Annotated in this window: 17 protein-coding genes; 7 read left to right on the forward strand and 10 right to left on the reverse strand. The window is 55.8% G+C overall.

Annotated features, from left to right (window positions below):
- Positions 1–170 precede the first annotated feature (170 nt).
- Positions 171–797 carry an isochorismate family cysteine hydrolase YcaC gene (gene ycaC, locus ACMGG1_RS19540; RefSeq protein WP_115059919.1) on the reverse strand — a complete coding sequence of 209 codons (627 nt, stop codon included), beginning with the start codon at positions 795–797 and terminating at the stop codon, positions 171–173.
- Positions 798–934: 137 nt separating this feature from the next.
- The gene (locus ACMGG1_RS19545) at positions 935–1,816 is read right to left on the reverse strand and encodes a pirin family protein (protein WP_046374398.1); all 882 of its coding nucleotides are present in this window, start codon (positions 1,814–1,816) and stop codon (positions 935–937) included.
- Between the two features lie 129 nt (positions 1,817–1,945).
- Here ACMGG1_RS19545 and ACMGG1_RS19550 point away from each other — a divergent pair, with 129 nt between their 5' ends.
- A complete protein-coding gene (locus ACMGG1_RS19550; RefSeq protein WP_142815815.1) occupies positions 1,946–2,854 on the forward strand; it encodes a LysR family transcriptional regulator in 909 nt (302 codons plus the stop codon).
- On the opposite strand, the gene ACMGG1_RS19555 is transcribed toward ACMGG1_RS19550, so the two are convergent.
- The gene (locus tag ACMGG1_RS19555) at positions 2,855–3,238 is read right to left on the reverse strand and encodes a VOC family protein (protein WP_414160950.1); all 384 of its coding nucleotides are present in this window, start codon (positions 3,236–3,238) and stop codon (positions 2,855–2,857) included.
- 1 nt (position 3,239) lies between these two features.
- Entirely contained in the window at positions 3,240–4,022 is a 783-nt protein-coding gene (locus ACMGG1_RS19560; RefSeq protein WP_122077432.1) for a DeoR/GlpR family DNA-binding transcription regulator, read from the reverse strand.
- A gap of 133 nt (positions 4,023–4,155) precedes the next feature.
- Between ACMGG1_RS19560 and ACMGG1_RS19565 the strand changes: the two genes are divergently transcribed.
- Entirely contained in the window at positions 4,156–4,845 is a 690-nt protein-coding gene (locus tag ACMGG1_RS19565) for a ZIP family metal transporter (protein ID WP_020825402.1), read from the forward strand.
- A 106-nt stretch (positions 4,846–4,951) separates the two neighbouring features.
- Positions 4,952–5,569 (forward strand): hypothetical protein, encoded by a 618-nt coding sequence (locus ACMGG1_RS19570; protein WP_020825401.1) that lies wholly within the window; start codon positions 4,952–4,954, stop codon positions 5,567–5,569.
- Positions 5,570–5,578: 9 nt separating this feature from the next.
- Here ACMGG1_RS19570 and ACMGG1_RS19575 read toward each other — a convergent pair whose 3' ends face one another.
- The 3 genes from ACMGG1_RS19575 to pagP form a co-directional block, all read right to left on the reverse strand.
- Positions 5,579–5,842 (reverse strand): DUF333 domain-containing protein, encoded by a 264-nt coding sequence (locus ACMGG1_RS19575; protein ID WP_020825400.1) that lies wholly within the window; start codon positions 5,840–5,842, stop codon positions 5,579–5,581.
- A gap of 112 nt (positions 5,843–5,954) precedes the next feature.
- The gene (locus ACMGG1_RS19580) at positions 5,955–6,440 is read right to left on the reverse strand and encodes a DUF2501 domain-containing protein (RefSeq protein WP_020825399.1); all 486 of its coding nucleotides are present in this window, start codon (positions 6,438–6,440) and stop codon (positions 5,955–5,957) included.
- A 248-nt stretch (positions 6,441–6,688) separates the two neighbouring features.
- The gene (gene pagP / locus ACMGG1_RS19585) at positions 6,689–7,282 is read right to left on the reverse strand and encodes a lipid IV(A) palmitoyltransferase PagP (protein ID WP_170868519.1); all 594 of its coding nucleotides are present in this window, start codon (positions 7,280–7,282) and stop codon (positions 6,689–6,691) included.
- 812 nt (positions 7,283–8,094) lie between these two features.
- On the opposite strand from pagP, the gene ACMGG1_RS19590 reads away from it, so the two are divergent.
- Positions 8,095–9,771 carry an alpha-keto acid decarboxylase family protein gene (locus ACMGG1_RS19590; protein WP_414160951.1) on the forward strand — a complete coding sequence of 559 codons (1,677 nt, stop codon included), beginning with the start codon at positions 8,095–8,097 and terminating at the stop codon, positions 9,769–9,771.
- A 99-nt stretch (positions 9,772–9,870) separates the two neighbouring features.
- On the opposite strand, the gene ACMGG1_RS19595 is transcribed toward ACMGG1_RS19590, so the two are convergent.
- Positions 9,871–10,989, reverse strand: coding sequence for a DUF1615 domain-containing protein (locus ACMGG1_RS19595; RefSeq protein WP_142815818.1), 1,119 nt, complete (start codon positions 10,987–10,989; stop codon positions 9,871–9,873).
- Between the two features lie 283 nt (positions 10,990–11,272).
- Here ACMGG1_RS19595 and tehB point away from each other — a divergent pair, with 283 nt between their 5' ends.
- The 3 genes from tehB (at position 11,273) to ACMGG1_RS19610 (ending at position 14,603) form a co-directional block, all read left to right on the forward strand.
- Positions 11,273–12,133, forward strand: a complete 861-nt coding sequence (gene tehB, locus ACMGG1_RS19600; RefSeq protein ID WP_176983605.1) for an SAM-dependent methyltransferase TehB — start codon at positions 11,273–11,275, stop codon at positions 12,131–12,133.
- A 178-nt stretch (positions 12,134–12,311) separates the two neighbouring features.
- Complete coding sequence (gene leuE / locus ACMGG1_RS19605; RefSeq protein ID WP_142815820.1) at positions 12,312–12,950, forward strand: leucine efflux protein LeuE; 639 nt, start codon at positions 12,312–12,314, stop codon at positions 12,948–12,950.
- A gap of 153 nt (positions 12,951–13,103) precedes the next feature.
- Entirely contained in the window at positions 13,104–14,603 is a 1,500-nt protein-coding gene (locus tag ACMGG1_RS19610; RefSeq protein ID WP_201895696.1) for an aldehyde dehydrogenase family protein, read from the forward strand.
- A gap of 200 nt (positions 14,604–14,803) precedes the next feature.
- On the opposite strand, the gene feaR is transcribed toward ACMGG1_RS19610, so the two are convergent.
- Positions 14,804–15,718 (reverse strand): transcriptional regulator FeaR, encoded by a 915-nt coding sequence (gene feaR, locus ACMGG1_RS19615; protein ID WP_020825392.1) that lies wholly within the window; start codon positions 15,716–15,718, stop codon positions 14,804–14,806.
- A gap of 200 nt (positions 15,719–15,918) precedes the next feature.
- A complete protein-coding gene (locus ACMGG1_RS19620; RefSeq protein WP_046374409.1) occupies positions 15,919–16,560 on the reverse strand; it encodes a DsbA family protein in 642 nt (213 codons plus the stop codon).
- Positions 16,561–16,616 lie beyond the last annotated feature (56 nt).

A 16,616-nucleotide genomic window follows, 5' to 3' on the forward strand; every position in this document is an offset into this window, starting at 1 on the left:
ATTAAATTTCATTATTTACACGATATTTTTTCAAAATGATGGGCTGCAGGGCAGGATAATTACAGGACGGAAGGCGAATGAATGGGTTTATCTACTAAAAGACTTCAGATATGCATTCTCACGTAATCTGGCTCAAACGGGGCGCAGCTGTGGGCTGCGCTCCGGGGGAGTTACTTGCCTTTGGTCAGCGTGCTGTAGCTGGTCATCAGGTTGCGGTAATCGGGAATGTGGTTGGAGAACAAGGCCCCCAGCCCTTCGACATCGTTGCGCCAGTCACGGTGCAGCTCACAAGCGACGCCAAACCAGGTCATCAGTTGCGCGCCTTCGGCTTCCATACGGCTCCAGGCCGATTGACGCGTCAGCTCGTTGAAGGTGCCGGAAGCATCGGTGACTACGAACACTTCGAAACCTTCGTTCAGGGCAGACAACGCCGGGAAGGCCACGCACACTTCGGTGACGACACCGGCGATAATCAACTGTTTGCGACCGGTGGCTTTCACTGCCTTGACGAAGTCGTCGTTATCCCAGGCATTTATCTGCCCAGGGCGTGGAATAAAGGGTGCATCGGGGAATTGAGCTTTGAGTTCAGGGACCAGCGGGCCGTTGGGGCCGTCTTCGAAGCTGGTGGTCAAAATAGTCGGCAGGTTAAAATACTTCGCTAAATCACCCAGTGCCAGTACGTTGTTTTTAAAACGATCGGGATCGATATCGCGTACCAGTGAAAGCAGCCCTGCCTGATGATCCACCAGCAAAACGGCAGCCTGATCCTTATCGAGGCGTTTGTAATTTGCAGTCATGGTTTACTCCTGTGGGGTGTTGATTATTGCGGTTAAAGGTTGCCTTGGCCAAGAGGCCAAAGTGCAGAGGTAACCTAAGTGTAGAACCGGATCCGGAGGTGTTTTTCCGGATCGGCTCTAAGGTGTGCGGTGAGGGCTTAGCCGGCGTGCTTCTCTGCCGTCATGCTGCCGAACTTGCCGCCGTTGAAGTCACGGAAAGCCTGCTGGATTTCCGCGTCGCTGTTCATCACGAACGGGCCATAACCGACGATAGGCTCATCGATCGGCTCGCCGCTCAGTACCAGCAAGCTGACATCATTGTTGGCTTCGAGGGTGATTGAATCCCCTGCACGGTCAAACCTGACCATTTGGGTTTCGCGCACCACTTCCTCACCGTTAACATGAATAGCGCCATGCAGTATCACCAGCGCCAGCGTATGCCCTTCCTCCACCGTCAACGTGGTGGTATGACCGGCATTCAGCTTCATGTCCCAGACATTAAGCGGGCTAAAAGTACGTGCCGGACCGGCGTGGCCGCCGAAGTTACCGGCAATCACCCGCACCTGGCCTGCGCCGTCCGCCAGTGGAACCACCGGGATATCCGCATTCAGCAGCGTCTGATAACCCGGCTCAGCCATTTTGTCCTTGGCCGGCAGGTTCACCCACAGCTGAACCATTTCCATGGTGCCGCCGTTGCGCGAGAAATCCCGTGAATGGAACTCTTCGTGCAAAATACCCGAGGCGGCGGTCATCCACTGTACGTCACCGGGACCAATCACCCCGCCGCTGCCGGTGGAATCACGGTGCTCCACTTCGCCTTGGTAGACGATGGTGACCGTTTCAAACCCGCGATGCGGATGCTGACCCACGCCGCGGGTGCCGGAGGCAGAGCGGAACTTGGTTGGCGCAGCGTGATCCAACAGCAGGAACGGGCTCATTTCCGCCCCCAAATCGTTGTAGGAGAACAGCGAATTCACCAGGAAACCGTTGCCGACCCAGTGGGCTTCAGGGCTGTTGTAAATACCGAGGATCTTTTTCATCTTGAACTCCTGTTTCAGGTCTCACGACCTTAAGTTGATGTCAGAAGTTTAATCCTGCGGCGTTTGCCGCAGTAGTAGGCAAGATGTACACTCAGTGTTCTAGATATAGAACGATGACAAGGACGGGCGATGTTCACCGATTTGAACGATCTTTTTTATTTCGCCAGCGTAGTCGACCATCAGGGCTTCGCCCCCGCCGGCCGGGCGTTGGGTATCCCCAAGTCCAAACTGAGTCGACGCATAGCGCTACTGGAAGAACGCCTGGGCGTACGCCTGATCCAACGCTCGACGCGACGGTTTTCCGTCACCGACGTCGGTCTGAATTACTATGCGCACTGCAAGGCCATGCTGGTAGAAGCCGATGCCGCACAGCAAGCCATCGAACAAACCCGCGCCGAACCCTGTGGCACGGTGCGCATGACTTGCCCGGTGGCCATTCTGCACACTCGGGTCGGCAGCATGGTGGCGGCCTTTATGGCCGATTACCCGAAGGTCACGGTGCATCTGGAAGCGACTAATCGCCGGGTAGATGTGGTGGGTGAAGGCCTGGATCTGGCCATCCGCGTGCGGCCACCGCCGCTGGAAGACAGCGATCTGGTGCTGAAAATTTTGGCGCAGCGCACCTGGTGCGTTGCCGCCAGCCCGGCGCTGGTTCGAACCCTGGGTCCAGTGGAAAAACCGGAAGAGCTGCATAAATACCCCACCCTGGATCTCGGTCCGGCACGCGCACAGCACCTGTGGCAGTTGACCGGGCCGCAGGGAGAAAAAATGGAGTGGGAACACAGGCCACGGCTGGTGACGGACGATATGCTGATGCTGCGAACTGCGGCGATTGCCGGTGCAGGCATCGTGCAATTGCCGTCAATGATGATGCGTGACGATATGCTGCGCGGTGAGTTGGTGCAGTTGCTGCCGGGTTGGCAACCGCAGGGCGGCGTGGTGCATGCGGTTTACCCGTCACGCCGCGGCCTACTGCCGGCGGTGCGGCTGCTGCTCGACTATTTGGGGCAGCAGTTCGCCAGCATCGAAGAGGAGTGATCAGGCGGTGATTTCGATGGCGTTACCGTCCGGATCACGGATGATCGCCTCATAAAAACCGTCCCCTGTCCAGCGTGGCGCCGCCCGCAGGATCCCCTCCTGCTGCGCGCGCTGCGCCAACTGATCGACACGGCTTTCCTCTCCCACCGACAAAGCAATATGCGCCCAACCCACACGTTCACTGGCCTGCTCCGCTGACAGCAGATCCGGCAAACTCATGATCTCCAGCGTTGGCCCCGCCGCAAGGCTGACAAAGCGGGAAACAAACCCCGGACGGTTCCGGCTAACGTATTGTTCCCCGGTAACGCCGTCAAAATACCGCTGCCAGAACGTCACCTGGGCATCAATATCGCGGGTCCAGAGTGCAACATGGGCTATTTTCATCTCAGTCTCCAATGGGTGAATCGCTGTACAACACTTTGCCGCCACTGTGCGTGATCTGCTGTTCGAGCTGCGGATGACGGCCAGGCGGCGTGACTAAATAATCGACCCGATGGGCGGGCAAAAAGCTGTAGGGGGCATAGGTGTTGAGTTTGTCGCCGGTGCATAGCACCGCCAAGTTGCCTGACCGCGCCAGCAGACGCTTCTTGAACTGGGCATCCTGATAATTCAGCGCCGAGAAACCGCAGCCCGGGTCATAAGCACAAATGCCGACGAAAGCGAGGTCGAAGTAAAAATCGTCGATTTCCTGTACCGCCTTGGCGTCCACACAGCCACCAATGTCGGCATCCAGCTCGCCGCCGATTAAAATCGTGCGGATCCCCGGCTGTTCCAGCATTTTGCCGGCAATAGTCAATGCGTTAGTCACCACCGTCAGCCGCAAATCGCGCGGCAACAGCTCGGCCAAATAAAGGTGGGTACTGCCGGCATCGAGGAAAATAACCTGCCCTTCCTTGACCAATGCCAGCGCAGCCAGCGCCAGTGCCTGCTTCTCGTCACCGCTCAATTGCAGCCTTGCGCTGATAGGGCCGGTTGCCGGCGTGGGTGCCAGCGCACCGCCATAAATGCGTTTACACAGGTTTTGTGCCGCCAACTGGCGCAGATCGCGCCGAATGGTGGCTTCGGTGGTTTTCAGGCGTTCCGCCATTTCAACCGCCAGCACTCGCCCCTGCTGCTGCAAGGTAGCGAGGATCGCGTCGTGGCGCTGATTGGGCAACATTTTGGACATTCGGCTTCTCGATGGCGAACAAGTGATCACGAATGTACACAAACGTGCATAAACGTACAAATTTTTATGCAACGCTACGAAAGGGCAGCGCTGGGCTAGACTGAAACTTTACGTCTCAAATAAAGGACTATTGATGACCTCAGCCGTGCTTTATACCTTATTCCCCGCCGCAGCGACCGTCATTGGCGCCGCCATCGCGCTGTACCGCCGCCCTGGCGATGCCGCCATGCGCATCATTCATCACTTTACCGCTGGTATCGTCTTTGCCGCGGCCGCGACCGAAATTCTGCCCGACCTCAAGCAACAATCGCCCTGGGCAGTGCTGCTCGGTGGTGCCGCAGGTGTACTGATGATGCTGCTGGTCAGGCGTTTGGGCGAACGGGCTCAGGGGCCGGTGGGCTTTGTAGCAACCGTCGGCGTGGATATTTTTATCGATGGCCTGGTGCTGGGCATCGCCTTCGCTGCCGGTGCAAAAGCGGGCCTGTTATTGACGCTCGCGCTAACGTTGGAAGTGCTGTTTCTGGGGCTGTCGATCGTGGGCGATTTACGTGATTTTTTCGGCCGACGGATAAAAGCCATGCTGGCGATTGGCGGCCTGGCTCTGCTGTTGCCACTAGGCGGTATGTTGGGTGCGCCGATTGCCATGCTGGGGGCATTCTGGCTAACCGCGTTTCTGGCCTTCGGCCTGATTGCCTTGCTCTATCTGGTCACGGAGGAGTTGCTGGTTGAGGCGCATGAAGGAGGTAAAGATACCCCGCTCGCCACCGCGATGTTTTTTGTCGGTTTTTTACTGCTGTTGCTGCTGGAAGAAGGGATGGGTTAAAACTCAGGAATTTTACGGGGTTATTACCTCACCCCAAGTGATTTGGCTATACTGAGGCGAGCAAGGTTACCGCAGAACGTAACGGCTTGGGCGCTAAGGGAAAAGGATGCTGTCAAAAATTGCGAAGTGGCTATTTCAATTGCCGGGCAGGCTGTTTGGGGGCATTTTCAGGAGCCGCCTGACGATTTTTATCTTCTTTATGCTGATTGCCGCTGGGGTTTTCAGCGCCAAACGCTATCTGCGAGCCGATCAAAATGACGATGAGTTTGTCGCGACGGCTACCACAGATTACAACCGGGCCATCCAGCGTGAAATGCCGATGCGCGAAGCACGCGAACAGTGTGGTGGCCCGCTGCATGACAATGCCGGGCAACCCTGGCCTCTTTCGGCCGGCTACCTGCATCAGCCGGAAGGCAAAGCCGCCAACCCACTGCAACAACTGACACTGGATAATCAAAACAACAATTTTGCGGTGTTGGTCAAACTGGAGACGCCGGGCGCGCCACAGCGTTTGGCGGAAGTTTTTATTCCCGCAGCCGGCAGTTTTAATATCAAAACCAACCCGGCCGGGGAATACGTGATGAAAATTAAAAACATCAAAACCGGCTGTAACTTCCGCTCCAAACCTTTCACCCTGAGTCGTCATCAGGATTGGCGGCTGTCGCTGAAACTGCAAACGGACGGCAGTGTGCAATACCAACCGATCAGCGACCGCGAGTTTTAATCGCGAGGCTTATTTCTTCACCGGATGATCGCGGCGGAATAATTCCCAGCTTTCGATTTCCTGACCGTTCGGCAAGGTACAGGTGGAATACTGGCCGTCAGCATTTTGCTTGGCGTTCAGCTTGCCGCCGATCTTGGTGCAATACACGTCCGCCGGGTTCGCCATGCCAATTGGTTTTACCTGCGGCGGCGGTGGCGCATCGTTAGATTTCATGCTGCAGCCCTGTAATATCGCCATCCCTGCCAGCAGGGAAACCATCAGAATTTTTTTCATTTTTTCTCTTACCACTCCCGGTCTATTTCACGTCGCAGATAGCCGGCCCGTTTGAAATACGGCGGGGAAAGTTAAAAACGGCGGCAGCCGGAGCATACCGCCGTTCAGGCTATCAGGAAATAAAGGACGCGCCCTGTTTCAGGACCAAATCACAGGCTTTTTGCTTCACTTTTTCAGTGATTTGCGAAGTGCCCAGGCTGTTCAGATCCAGACTCTTGCCTTCGCCGGTTTTCAGCAGACCGCCCAGCCCTTGCTGGTAGTCCTGGCTTTTGGCGTTCTCCGTGCTGGTGATGCCCAATTTGCTCAGCAGTTGGTCTTTCACCGCTTCGGTGCCGTTGGCCGACAGGACGTTATTTTTCACGCAGTACTGCAAGATGCCGGCCGCGTTGGTCATGCTGCTGGAGCTCAGCGCTTTGTCGCCACCGTTCAGTAAACCGGTCAGGGAAGACAGTGAAGTGCCACTGGTGCTGCCACCCGATTTACTCAGTTCACCGGCCGCGCTGCTGAGGGAGTCCATCAGGCCGGCTGCCTGAGCGGCGCCGCAAGTCATGGCGGAAGTCAATGTCAGCGCCAGCAGTAAACGATGCTTGGTGTTCATGGGGTAAAGCTCCTGTTTATCTCGCCATCCTTTCAGCATCCCCCCTTGCCATTGGCAACAGGAGAAAGCGGATGGGCGAATCGTGTGCAATCAGCGCAATGCGCCGGGTCACCTCTTGGGACGTCACCTACGGCGACAAGTTCCTTTTAGCCGGCAATACGGCGTTTTTTCAGAATTCAGGTAATTTTTTGAGCAAGGAATGTACAGCTAGGCGCTATGGGCCGCCAAACTGGGCGACCCGCTGGGGATCAGAACTGCCAACGCAGCCAGGCGAAGAACACGTTGCCGTTATTATAGGTGCCAGGAATATAAGTGGCCTGGAAGGTCAGGCGCTTATAACCGATAGAAGCCAAAGGCAGCGGGGCCGGGATAGGAATGTAATTCCAGTTATCTCGCGCAGTAACACTGGCGGTGAAGCCCAGACCCAGTCGGAAGTCCTTGTCGTCCAAAGGACGCCAGATCTTCTCATAAGCGTAACCGCCGATCGGCTCCCACTTATTGAATGAATCTTTGAATGCCATCAGATAGATACCGTGCCAGTCACCGTCGCTGTCGTAACGCGAAATACCATAGCCGGCGCCCCAGGGGCGCTCGTTGTACTTATCGATATGTTCGTCGTCGTAAGTCCAGCGGTTATGCCAGGTGATGGCCGGCAGATAAATGTCTTTATTCGGCGAGTTGTTCCAGGTTTCCGCCACGTTATCGGTGAAACGCTGCCACAACCCCGGTTTTTCAGCCTGCGCCGCGCTGCCATTTTCTGCACCAACCTCAGCGTAAGAAGGTAGTGCAGGAAATAGCAGCGCCACTGAGCAAGCCAAAATTGTCCGTTTAAAAAACATCATCAAACTCCTGTAAAAAATAAGGCCGGCGATTCTTACCGATCGACCCATCAAGATCAAGCTGTATCTTATTTATCCAACTGCTTTCTCCTACCTCGTTGTCACTTGGTTAAGTTTAGCCGCAGATAAAGGGAAACGCGCCCGGCGGGTCGACTCCGGGCGCTCAGGCTACTGCGCTCCCTATGCACCGTCTGTCGGAATACTCCGCAATAATGCCGCTGCCGAAGTAAAACCCGGTGGCTCACCAGCCTGCTAGCGAACTTCTTTCCTGCTCTGAACGTAGCGAAATCTTTACTGCCGCCCAAAGAGCAACTGTAATGGCCGTCACGCTTTTCGTGGGTTCTCTCCCCCATTTTGCGGCAATCTCAATAAGCTCAAGGCCCTGTCAGGCGACACGACTGTAAATTTGCAGTTACAACGCTGTTTTAGAGGCCTGCAACGGCAAAAACGGATGACTTTCCACCGTCATTTTTAGCGGCAGGCAAAAGTACCGATGATCATCCCGCGCGCCATGTTCCGGCCACAGCCGCCATATTTCACATATCCATTACATTTGGTGAAAAATACCACCCACAACATCGCTGCGGTTAATCCCCCTCACCCCCAACGTAAACCCGCAAATACAACAAACTACCCTCTCATGCGCCCCGCTCAACTTGAACAAGCCGATAGTTTAAATAATTGTTAAAGCTAACGAGCATGACCCGGTCTGCAAGGGCTGAACGTTTATTGAATTGCTCATAACACAACATCGCCAGCAAGTTATTTGCTGCTCTCTGCCTGATAAAAGAAAGATAAAAAATCCGGAGAAACACATGAAAATCACTATCGGGGCATTCATCCTGCAACAGCTCCGCACCCTGAACATCGATCGTATTTATGGCGTACCCGGCGACTATAATCTGGCGCTGCTGGAATTGATCGAGCACGACAGCAATATTGAATTTATTGGCAACTGCAATGAGCTGAATGCGTCCTACGCGGCCGACGGTTATGCACGGTTAAAAGGGGCTGGGGCACTGATCACCACCTACGGCGTCGGCGATCTGGCCGCGCTGTCCGGCATTGCCGGGGCTTACGCCGAGTCCGCACCGGTTGTCTGCCTGGCCGGTACCCCGCCGCTGCACGCAATGAAAAATCATGAGCTGCTGCACCACACGCTGGCGGACGGCAATTTTGATAACGTCATGAACTGTTTTAAACAATTCACCGTCGCCCAAGCGTTGATCACGCCAGAAAATGCGGCGATGGAGATCCCTCGCGTTATTTCCCGTGCCTGGACGGAAAAGAAACCGGTTTATTTACAGTTACCTTCTGATATTTGTGATGTGGAAATTGAAATCACTCAGGCAATGGTCGCGCCGCAATTGCCAGCCAGCGACCAATATAATGTTCAGTTGGCGGCCATGGCATTGCTGGCGCGAATAAAACAGGCAAAGAAATCGATTATTCTGGTCGACCAAATGGTGGATCGCTTTCAACTGCAGCAATTAGTGATCGAGGTCGCACATAAATTTGCCATTCCCCTCACCAATATGCCGACGGCCAAATGCATCATTCCGGAAACCACGCCGGGTTGGATGGGCGGTTACAGCGGCAACCTTTCGCGCCCCGAACTCTATGAACATATGGCGCACGCCGACTGCGTGCTGAGCTTTGGCGTTCGCCTGGTGGACTCGACAACCGGGTATTTTTCGCACCAGATCCCGGCTGACGCGCAAATTGATATTCAGCCGTTCTCCGTGAAGCTGGGCACCACCTCTTACCCGGCAGTGGCGACCGCCGACCTGTTGCAGGCGCTGCTGGCACTGGGTGAAGAGGTAACAGGCCACCCGCCGACGCCCCTGCCTGAAGCGCGGCATCGGTTGGCAACGCCCAGCGATGCCCCTATCGATCAGGCTTATTTATGGCAACGCATACAACGCTTTATTCGCGCCGATGACGTAATTGTGGTGGAGAATGGCACCTCGGGCGCGGCGATTGGCGGCATGCGTATGCCGGACGGTGTTCAGGTGGTCAATCAACCGATCTGGGGCTCGATTGGCTATACCCTGCCGGCGCTGCTGGGGACCATGATGGCCGCACAAGACCGCCGGCATCTGCTGTTCATTGGCGACGGTTCTTTCCAACTGACCGCTCAGGAAGTTTCCACCCTGCTGCGCTACGACCAGAAGCCGATTATCTTCTTGATTAACAATGATGGTTACGCCATCGAACGTTATATTCTTGGCGAGAACTCGTCGTACAACGATATCGGCCCCTGGGACTACGCCAAACTGCCGGCGGTGTTCAATACCCAGGCGAAGCCGTTCAGCGTGGCGGTAGAAACTACCCACCAGTTGGAATTGGCGCTGGAACACGCCTCGCGTCAGGATCGGCTGGCCTTTATCGAAGTTAAGGTGCCGATGATGGACACCCCGCCGGTGATGAAGGAATTCTGCAACCGCTGCAATAACTTTAACTTCGGCTTGACCAACCCGCGTCGCGCTTAACCGCGTCAACATCCGCCGTAGCTCAATGCGCGGCGGATCCCTCCAGACCTTGCACCACCTGCCGCTGTAAACTTTGCAGAAGCGTGTGTTGCCGCAGGTTTAACCTGCCGAAGCGCGCGTCATGCAGCGTTGGCGCCGCTCATCCACCCGTTTGGCAAACCAGGCGGTGGTCAGCTTACGGGTGATTTTCGGGCTTTCCAACTGAATGCCTGGCAGCATTTCCCGCGGCAGTTTCTTGCCGGTGGTTTTCTCTGCCAGCGCATACACTCGCTCATACAGGTCGGTATCGGCAAATTCGGGCAGGTCCCCCTTCTCCAGCGCCCGGCGAATTGCCGAGTCGCTCATATTGAGCCGCTTGCCAAGGGTACGCACCGCCAGCTCGGTGGTGCCGGGTTTGTCGGTGCCGTAGTTAATCAAGTCGCCATCCAGTGCCAACGGAATGCCCGTCGTGCGGCTGACCGCACTTTGGAAAGCGGCGTTGCGGCTGGCGTACCAACCGGCATTGAAGTCGGCGAAGCGGTAGATCGGCTGGCTGTAGTCAGCCGGGTAACCCAACAGGTGGGCAATGCCGAAATACATGCCGCCGCGGCGGGTGAACACTTCACGGCGGATCGAGCCGTCGATCGGATACGGATAACCTTTGGCATGCGCTTCGGCAAAGGCGATGCTGACCTGCATCGGCCCGGCGGTATGCACCGGGTTCAGGCTGCCAAACAGCTTTTGCCCCATCGGCACCGAATCAATCATATCGTCAAAGATATCGCTCAGGTCTTTTTCGGTGCGAACCTTATCCAAACGCTCGCTGTAGCTCTTGCCGTTCGATGACTTGATCAGCAAAGCGGTATGCACCAAAAAGTTGGGAATATGCAACTGATCAGCGCGGCGGTCGATCTCTTTCCAGGCGATTTTGGGCAGCCCTGGCACCGGCGGATTGGCCTGGAAGGTCGACTCCTGCTCGGTTACCGCCAGCACTGAACACAGGTTTTGGTCGCTGGGCTCGATACCCTGTGCGGCAAAAGCGGCGGTGATATCGGTGGCCCAGCCCTGGCGATCGGCGGTGTTAGCCGGCATCAAGCGCACCAGTTGAGCTTTGACGTCAGCCGGGCGCTGCACCGGTGAAGTCGTGGTGGTTTTCGTGGTACAACCGGCCAGCACCAGCAGCGCGGCCAGGCTCAACGGACGCAAGGTCATCGGGTTGATAAAACGGCGAATTGGCATCTTTTCCCTGATCGTTTTGACATACACTGCAGTGACGTTAGCCCAGCAGCGGACCCCGATCCAGTCTAAATGTGTTGATTCGAAGCTGGGAGCAGGCGTCTGCCAGGAAATATACCTTAAAGGAATGACCGTGGGGTTAAGCATCTTGCCTTGCACACTTCTAATCACACCTTTCATGATCGCGGGCATTTTCAACGAGCCGATAAAGATGTATTTTATATGCAATATATAAAATCATTTTATTCGCCCACACCGGGGCAACGCAAAATTTAAGGAGAGACGCATGAATGAGCTGCTTTGTTATAAAACCCTGCCGGTATGGAACAGCGTGACGCTGCCGGAGAGTTTCCAGCAAAAGCACAACACCCAAAGCGGCACCTGGGCCAAACTCACGCTGCTGAGCGGCACCCTGACCTTTGCATTGATGACCGAAGAGGGCGAAACTACCGAAACCTGGCAGTTCAGCCCTGAGAGCCAGCCGCCGTTTATCGAACCACAGCAATGGCACCGCATCGTTTCATTTTCCGATGATATGACCTGCCAACTGGCTTTCTACTGTTCACCGGAGGATTACTACCACAAAAAGCACCAACTGACGCGCACCCATTCCGAGGTGATCGAAGCCGTGCAGCGCATAAAACCCGGCAAAGCGCTGGATCTGGGCTGCGGCGGCGGGCGCAACTCGCTCTATCTCAATCTGAAAGGCTTTGACGTCACCGCCTGGGACAAACATGGCCCGTCGATCGACAACCTCAATAGCATCATTGATAGCGAAGGACTGACGCACATTCGCGCCAGCGTGCAAGACCTCAATGCTCACACCTTCAGCGGCGATTACGACTTTATTCTTTCCACCGTGGTGTTTATGTTCCTCAGCCGCGAGCGAATTCCAGGGCTGGTGAAAAACATGCAGGACAGTACCCTGAACGGCGGTTACAACCTGATTGTCGCCGCGATGGATACTCCGGATTACCCTTGCAGTCTGCCCTTCCCCTTCACCTTTAAACCGGGCGAGCTGAAGGAGTATTACGCCGACTGGGAAATCCTGAAGTACAACGAGGATGTCGGCCAACTGCACAAAACCGACGCCGCCGGTAACCGCATTTCGCTGCGCTTTGCCACGCTGCTGGCGCGTAAACCCTAAAATCCCTTCAATTGGCGCCGCTCGATGCAGTATTGACTGGCGCCGACCTGTAGCAAAATACGGCAAACAACATGAAGTTTAATACGTTGCCAACCCGCCGCTGCGGCGTTAGGATCGCGCCCGGCTACGGGTGTAGCCAGTGTTATTGGCTGTCAGTTCCGCGCATGGAGAGGTTATTGTGTTAGAGAGTTTTGGCGTCCTGAATCTTTGGACCTATCTGGCAGGGGTGGTATTTATCATCATTCTGCCAGGCCCGAATACGCTGTACGTATTGAAGACCGGTGTGACACGTGGCGTACGTGCCGGTTATACCGCCGCGCTGGGCGTGTTTATCGGCGATGCGATCCTGATTTTCTGCGCCTATATTGGCGTGGCTTCGCTGATCCGTACCACGCCGTTCCTGTTTACCCTGGTGCGTTTTCTCGGCGCAATTTACCTGCTGTTCCTCGGTGCGAAAATTCTCTACGCCACCTTTATCCAGAAAAATACGGCGCAGCAACAACAGATTGAAGGCGGCCACAGCATCCTGCGCAAATCGCTGACGCTCAGCCTGACCAACCCGAAAGCGATCCTGTTCTACGTGTCGTTCTTCGTGCAGTTTATCGACTTCAACTATGCGCACACCGGCCTGTCGTTCACCATTCTGGCGCTGATCCTCGAATCGGTCAGTTTTATCTACATGACCACGCTGATCTTCTCCGGCGCGATGCTGGCGCACTTCTTTAACCATAAGAAAGGCCTGGCAAAACTGGGTAATGGCCTGATTGGCCTGCTGTTCCTCGGCTTCGCCACTCGTTTGGCTACCCTCAGCTCCTAGTTCGCCGCATTAACGGCTGATCCCCTCAGCCGTTTTCTCTACTCTGTCACGCACGACAAACCGAATGTCAGACAGACAAAAGCCCTCCTTCTCTGCCTGCTATAGACTTTTAAGGTTAACGATAGCGACCTTTTTTGTCTGACAGGAGGGCGTATGCCTGACAATAACGTAGCAGTGATGGACAGCGTTTCGCGTTTTCTCGATCGTCATCATGGGCTGTATATCGACGGCCAATGGTGTGGTTCCACCGCCGAAGGCCGGCTGGCGGTGTATAACCCCGCCAATGGACAACAAATCTCTTCCACCGCCGACGCCAACGCGCAAGACGTCGCACGCGCCGTACAATCAGCCCATCAGGCTTTTACCTCTGGGGTCTGGGCGCAACGTTTACCTGCCGAGCGCGAGCGTATTTTATTGCGCTATGCCGATTTGGTTGAACAGCACACCGAAGAACTGGCCCAGTTGGAAACGCTGGAACAGGGCAAGTCGATCAATATTGCCCGCATGTTCGAGGTAGGCTGCACGCTGAACTGGATGCGCTACACCGCCGGGCTGACTACCAAGATCACCGGCCAAACCCTGGACGTGTCGATCCCCATGCCGCCGGGGGCCAAATATCAGGTGTATACCCGTAAAGAGCCGATTGGCGTGGTGGCAGGCATTGTGCCGTGGAACTTCCCGCTGATGATCGGTATGTGGAAAGTGATGCCGGCGCTGGCCGCAGGTTGTTCCATCGTGATCAAACCCTCGGAGACCACACCGCTCACCCTGCTGCGCATGGCTGAACTGGCGACCGAAGCCGGCATTCCACCGGGGGTATTCAACGTGGTGACGGGTAAAGGTACCGGCTGCGGCAAAGCGCTGACCGAACACCCGCTGATCGCCAAAGTGAGCTTCACCGGCTCCACGCCGGTCGGCAAAGGCATCGCCCGCGCAGCGGCGGACCGGCTGACACGCGTGACGCTGGAGCTGGGCGGTAAAAACCCGGCCATCGTGCTGAAAGATGCCGACCCGCAGCAGGTTATCGAAGGCCTGATGGCGGGCAGTTTCCTGAACCAGGGGCAGGTGTGCGCCGCCAGCTCGCGGATTTATATTGAAGCGCCAATCTACGACACTTTGGTGGCCGGGTTCGAGCAGGCGGTGAAATCCCTGTCCGTCGGACCGGGCATGGATGCCAGTGCGCAGATCAACCCACTGGTCTCCAGCGACCACCGCAATAAAGTGGCGGCCTATCTGGACGATGCCAGATCCAAGCACGCTGAGTTGATCAGCGGCGCGACCGGGCCGGACTCGCAAGGGTTCTATATTCCGCCGACGCTGGTAATTAACCCTGACGACAAGCTGAACCTGACGCGCGAAGAAGTGTTTGGCCCGGTGGTCAATCTGATCCGCATCGCGGATGCTGAAGAAGCGTTGCGCAAAGCCAACGATACCGATTACGGCCTGACCGCCAGCCTGTGGACCACCAGCCTGCAAGCGGCGATGGCCTTCACGCCACGAATTCAGGCCGGCACGGTGTGGGTCAACACCCATACGCTGATCGACGCCAACATGCCTTTCGGCGGCTTCAAACAATCGGGTAGCGGCCGTGATTTCGGCCCGGACTGGCTGGATGCTTATACCGAATCCAAATCGGTGTGCATTCGTTACTGAACAGCGCCTTAATCGCCAGTAGCGCCCTTCAGAGCGCTACTGATACTGCTGATAAACATAAAATGTTTGTCAGCAGGCGCTAAAGGTTTTGAAAATAGATCAGGAAAATCAAATTATTGATTTTCGGCTGATAACTCAAAGGGGGAAAAACCACGCTTTTATCCCCCTTTGTCAATAATCTGAGTAGCGCCTTAAGGGCGCTACTGATACTGCTTGCGGTATTCGCTGGGCGAAACGCCAAAACGGCTTTTGAAGGCGGTGGAGAAATGGCTGTGATCGGCAAAACCCCAGTCATGGCCGATAGTGACCAACTTTTGCCGCTCAGGCGCCGTGCGTAGCGCCTGAGCGCACAAATCAAGACGGCGGTGCTTGATATATTGCGCCACCACCAGTCCCTGACGGGCAAACATCCGGTACAGGCTGCGTACCGAAACGCCCAGTTCAGCGGCGATCCACTCAGGCCGCAACTGCGGCGACTGGATATGCGTATCGATAAACGCCAGCGTTCGGGTGAAAGCCTGCGGGAAAACCTCCGCTCCCACTTCAGGTTCCACCAGCGCCGGGCGCAACAGAGTTGCCACGGCACTGAGTATCGCCTCGCTCTCCGGTGCGCTCATCTGCGCGTCCTGCATGCAGCCCAAGACCAGTTGCCGACTGAGGCGCGCCATGCTGCTTTGCCCATCCAGCCGTCGTGCGAATTGCAGATCGCTAAAACGTGCCGACCGTTCAAAATAGCTGCGCGGCATCAGTAATGAGATTTGGCGGGAGTCCTGTTGAAAGGTAAAACTGCTGGTACGTGAAGCATCGATCAGCGTGACGTCACCAGCGGACAAGACTGCCTGTCGGTCACCCTGCTCCATCAATGAACTGCCGCGCAGTTGAAAGACCGTGAAAAAATGCGAGCCGTCGCTGCGGTTAATTTCTTTTTGGGTTCGATACAGGCGGGTTTGCGTCGCATCCACCACGCTCATACGTAACGCGTGGGCACGAAACTCCTGCATCGCGCCGCTAAATCCCGGCCCCAGAGTTCGGGCGCAGAACCGGCCGCAGGCGGAGTTGATTTTCGCCAACCACTCTTCGAAGCCAACCTCCCTGACCGGTACGGAAATTGCCATGGATCCCCCCTTCACACATCAGCGATGGACGCGTTCGAACCGCAAGCGGCAATGAACAGAAAATCAACATAACAATCCAGTAACATACAAGCAATGCCGACAGTGGGATCTGGCACTGGGATCACAAATTGCGCCTTATGGCTCCAGACATGAAAAACCCGGCCGTAGCCGGGTTGATAAAAACGGGAGAATCGGGAGGATTAAGGCTGGCTATCCAGCAGATAACGCACCACGGCCGCGTATTCTTTTGCATAGCCGTCAACGCTTTGGCTCGCCATTCCGGCATTATCGATTTTGTACTTGCCGGAGACATAAAACGATGGGGTTGCCCGTACGTCCAGCGCTTTCACCGCTTCATTCTGCTTGGCAATCAAGCCCTTCACCAACAGGCTGTGGCGCGCATTTTCATAGGCCGCGGCATCTACGCCGGCGGCGGCAAACACCCGCTGAATATCCTCTTCACTGTTGATGGCGCGCTTTTTTTGCAGCTCGTCGAACAGCAGGCCTTCGATTTTATCCTCGATGCCCATCACCATCGCGATCGACCAGGCTTCAGTCAGCTCATTGCCCAATTTGCCCATCAGGCCGACATGATATTTGGTCAGCTTGGTGCCCTCAGGCAGCGCCTGGCTGACGGTGCTGCCCACATGGTAGGTTTCGGCAAACTGATAACAAGGGCCGCAATAAAAAGAGAAAAACTCCACCACCGCAGGGGCTGACGCCACCGGTTTATCCAGGCGAGAATATTGCTCGCCAGCACGGTAATCCGCCGCCACGGCGACAGCAGGAAGCAATAGCGCCAGGAGCGCACCGGCGAACAGCCGATTAACTTTAGCCAACATAACTACTCCAATTCAGATGAGAACATTGTCCCTAACGGCGGTGTTTATAATCAAAT

Source organism: Serratia sp. BNK-12, from assembly GCF_047456085.1.
In the GTDB taxonomy this organism is placed as follows: domain Bacteria; phylum Pseudomonadota; class Gammaproteobacteria; order Enterobacterales; family Enterobacteriaceae; genus Serratia; species Serratia liquefaciens.

Bases quoted from the DNA above. Each gene is read 5' to 3' on its own strand.
- ycaC (WP_115059919.1), bottom strand. From the start codon at position 797: ATGACTGCAAATTACAAACGCCTCGATAAGGATCAGGCTGCCGTTTTG.
- ACMGG1_RS19545 (WP_046374398.1), bottom strand. From the start codon at position 1,816: ATGAAAAAGATCCTCGGTATTTACAACAGCCCTGAAGCCCACTGGGTC.
- ACMGG1_RS19550 (WP_142815815.1), top strand. From the start codon at position 1,946: ATGTTCACCGATTTGAACGATCTTTTTTATTTCGCCAGCGTAGTCGAC.
- ACMGG1_RS19555 (WP_414160950.1), bottom strand. From the start codon at position 3,238: ATGAAAATAGCCCATGTTGCACTCTGGACCCGCGATATTGATGCCCAG.
- ACMGG1_RS19560 (WP_122077432.1), bottom strand. From the start codon at position 4,022: ATGTCCAAAATGTTGCCCAATCAGCGCCACGACGCGATCCTCGCTACC.
- ACMGG1_RS19565 (WP_020825402.1), top strand. From the start codon at position 4,156: ATGACCTCAGCCGTGCTTTATACCTTATTCCCCGCCGCAGCGACCGTC.
- ACMGG1_RS19570 (WP_020825401.1), top strand. From the start codon at position 4,952: ATGCTGTCAAAAATTGCGAAGTGGCTATTTCAATTGCCGGGCAGGCTG.
- ACMGG1_RS19575 (WP_020825400.1), bottom strand. From the start codon at position 5,842: ATGAAAAAAATTCTGATGGTTTCCCTGCTGGCAGGGATGGCGATATTA.
- ACMGG1_RS19580 (WP_020825399.1), bottom strand. From the start codon at position 6,440: ATGAACACCAAGCATCGTTTACTGCTGGCGCTGACATTGACTTCCGCC.
- pagP (WP_170868519.1), bottom strand. From the start codon at position 7,282: ATGATGTTTTTTAAACGGACAATTTTGGCTTGCTCAGTGGCGCTGCTA.
- ACMGG1_RS19590 (WP_414160951.1), top strand. From the start codon at position 8,095: ATGAAAATCACTATCGGGGCATTCATCCTGCAACAGCTCCGCACCCTG.
- ACMGG1_RS19595 (WP_142815818.1), bottom strand. From the start codon at position 10,989: ATGCCAATTCGCCGTTTTATCAACCCGATGACCTTGCGTCCGTTGAGC.
- tehB (WP_176983605.1), top strand. From the start codon at position 11,273: ATGAATGAGCTGCTTTGTTATAAAACCCTGCCGGTATGGAACAGCGTG.
- ACMGG1_RS19610 (WP_201895696.1), top strand. From the start codon at position 13,104: ATGCCTGACAATAACGTAGCAGTGATGGACAGCGTTTCGCGTTTTCTC.
- feaR (WP_020825392.1), bottom strand. From the start codon at position 15,718: ATGGCAATTTCCGTACCGGTCAGGGAGGTTGGCTTCGAAGAGTGGTTG.
- ACMGG1_RS19620 (WP_046374409.1), bottom strand. From the start codon at position 16,560: ATGTTGGCTAAAGTTAATCGGCTGTTCGCCGGTGCGCTCCTGGCGCTA.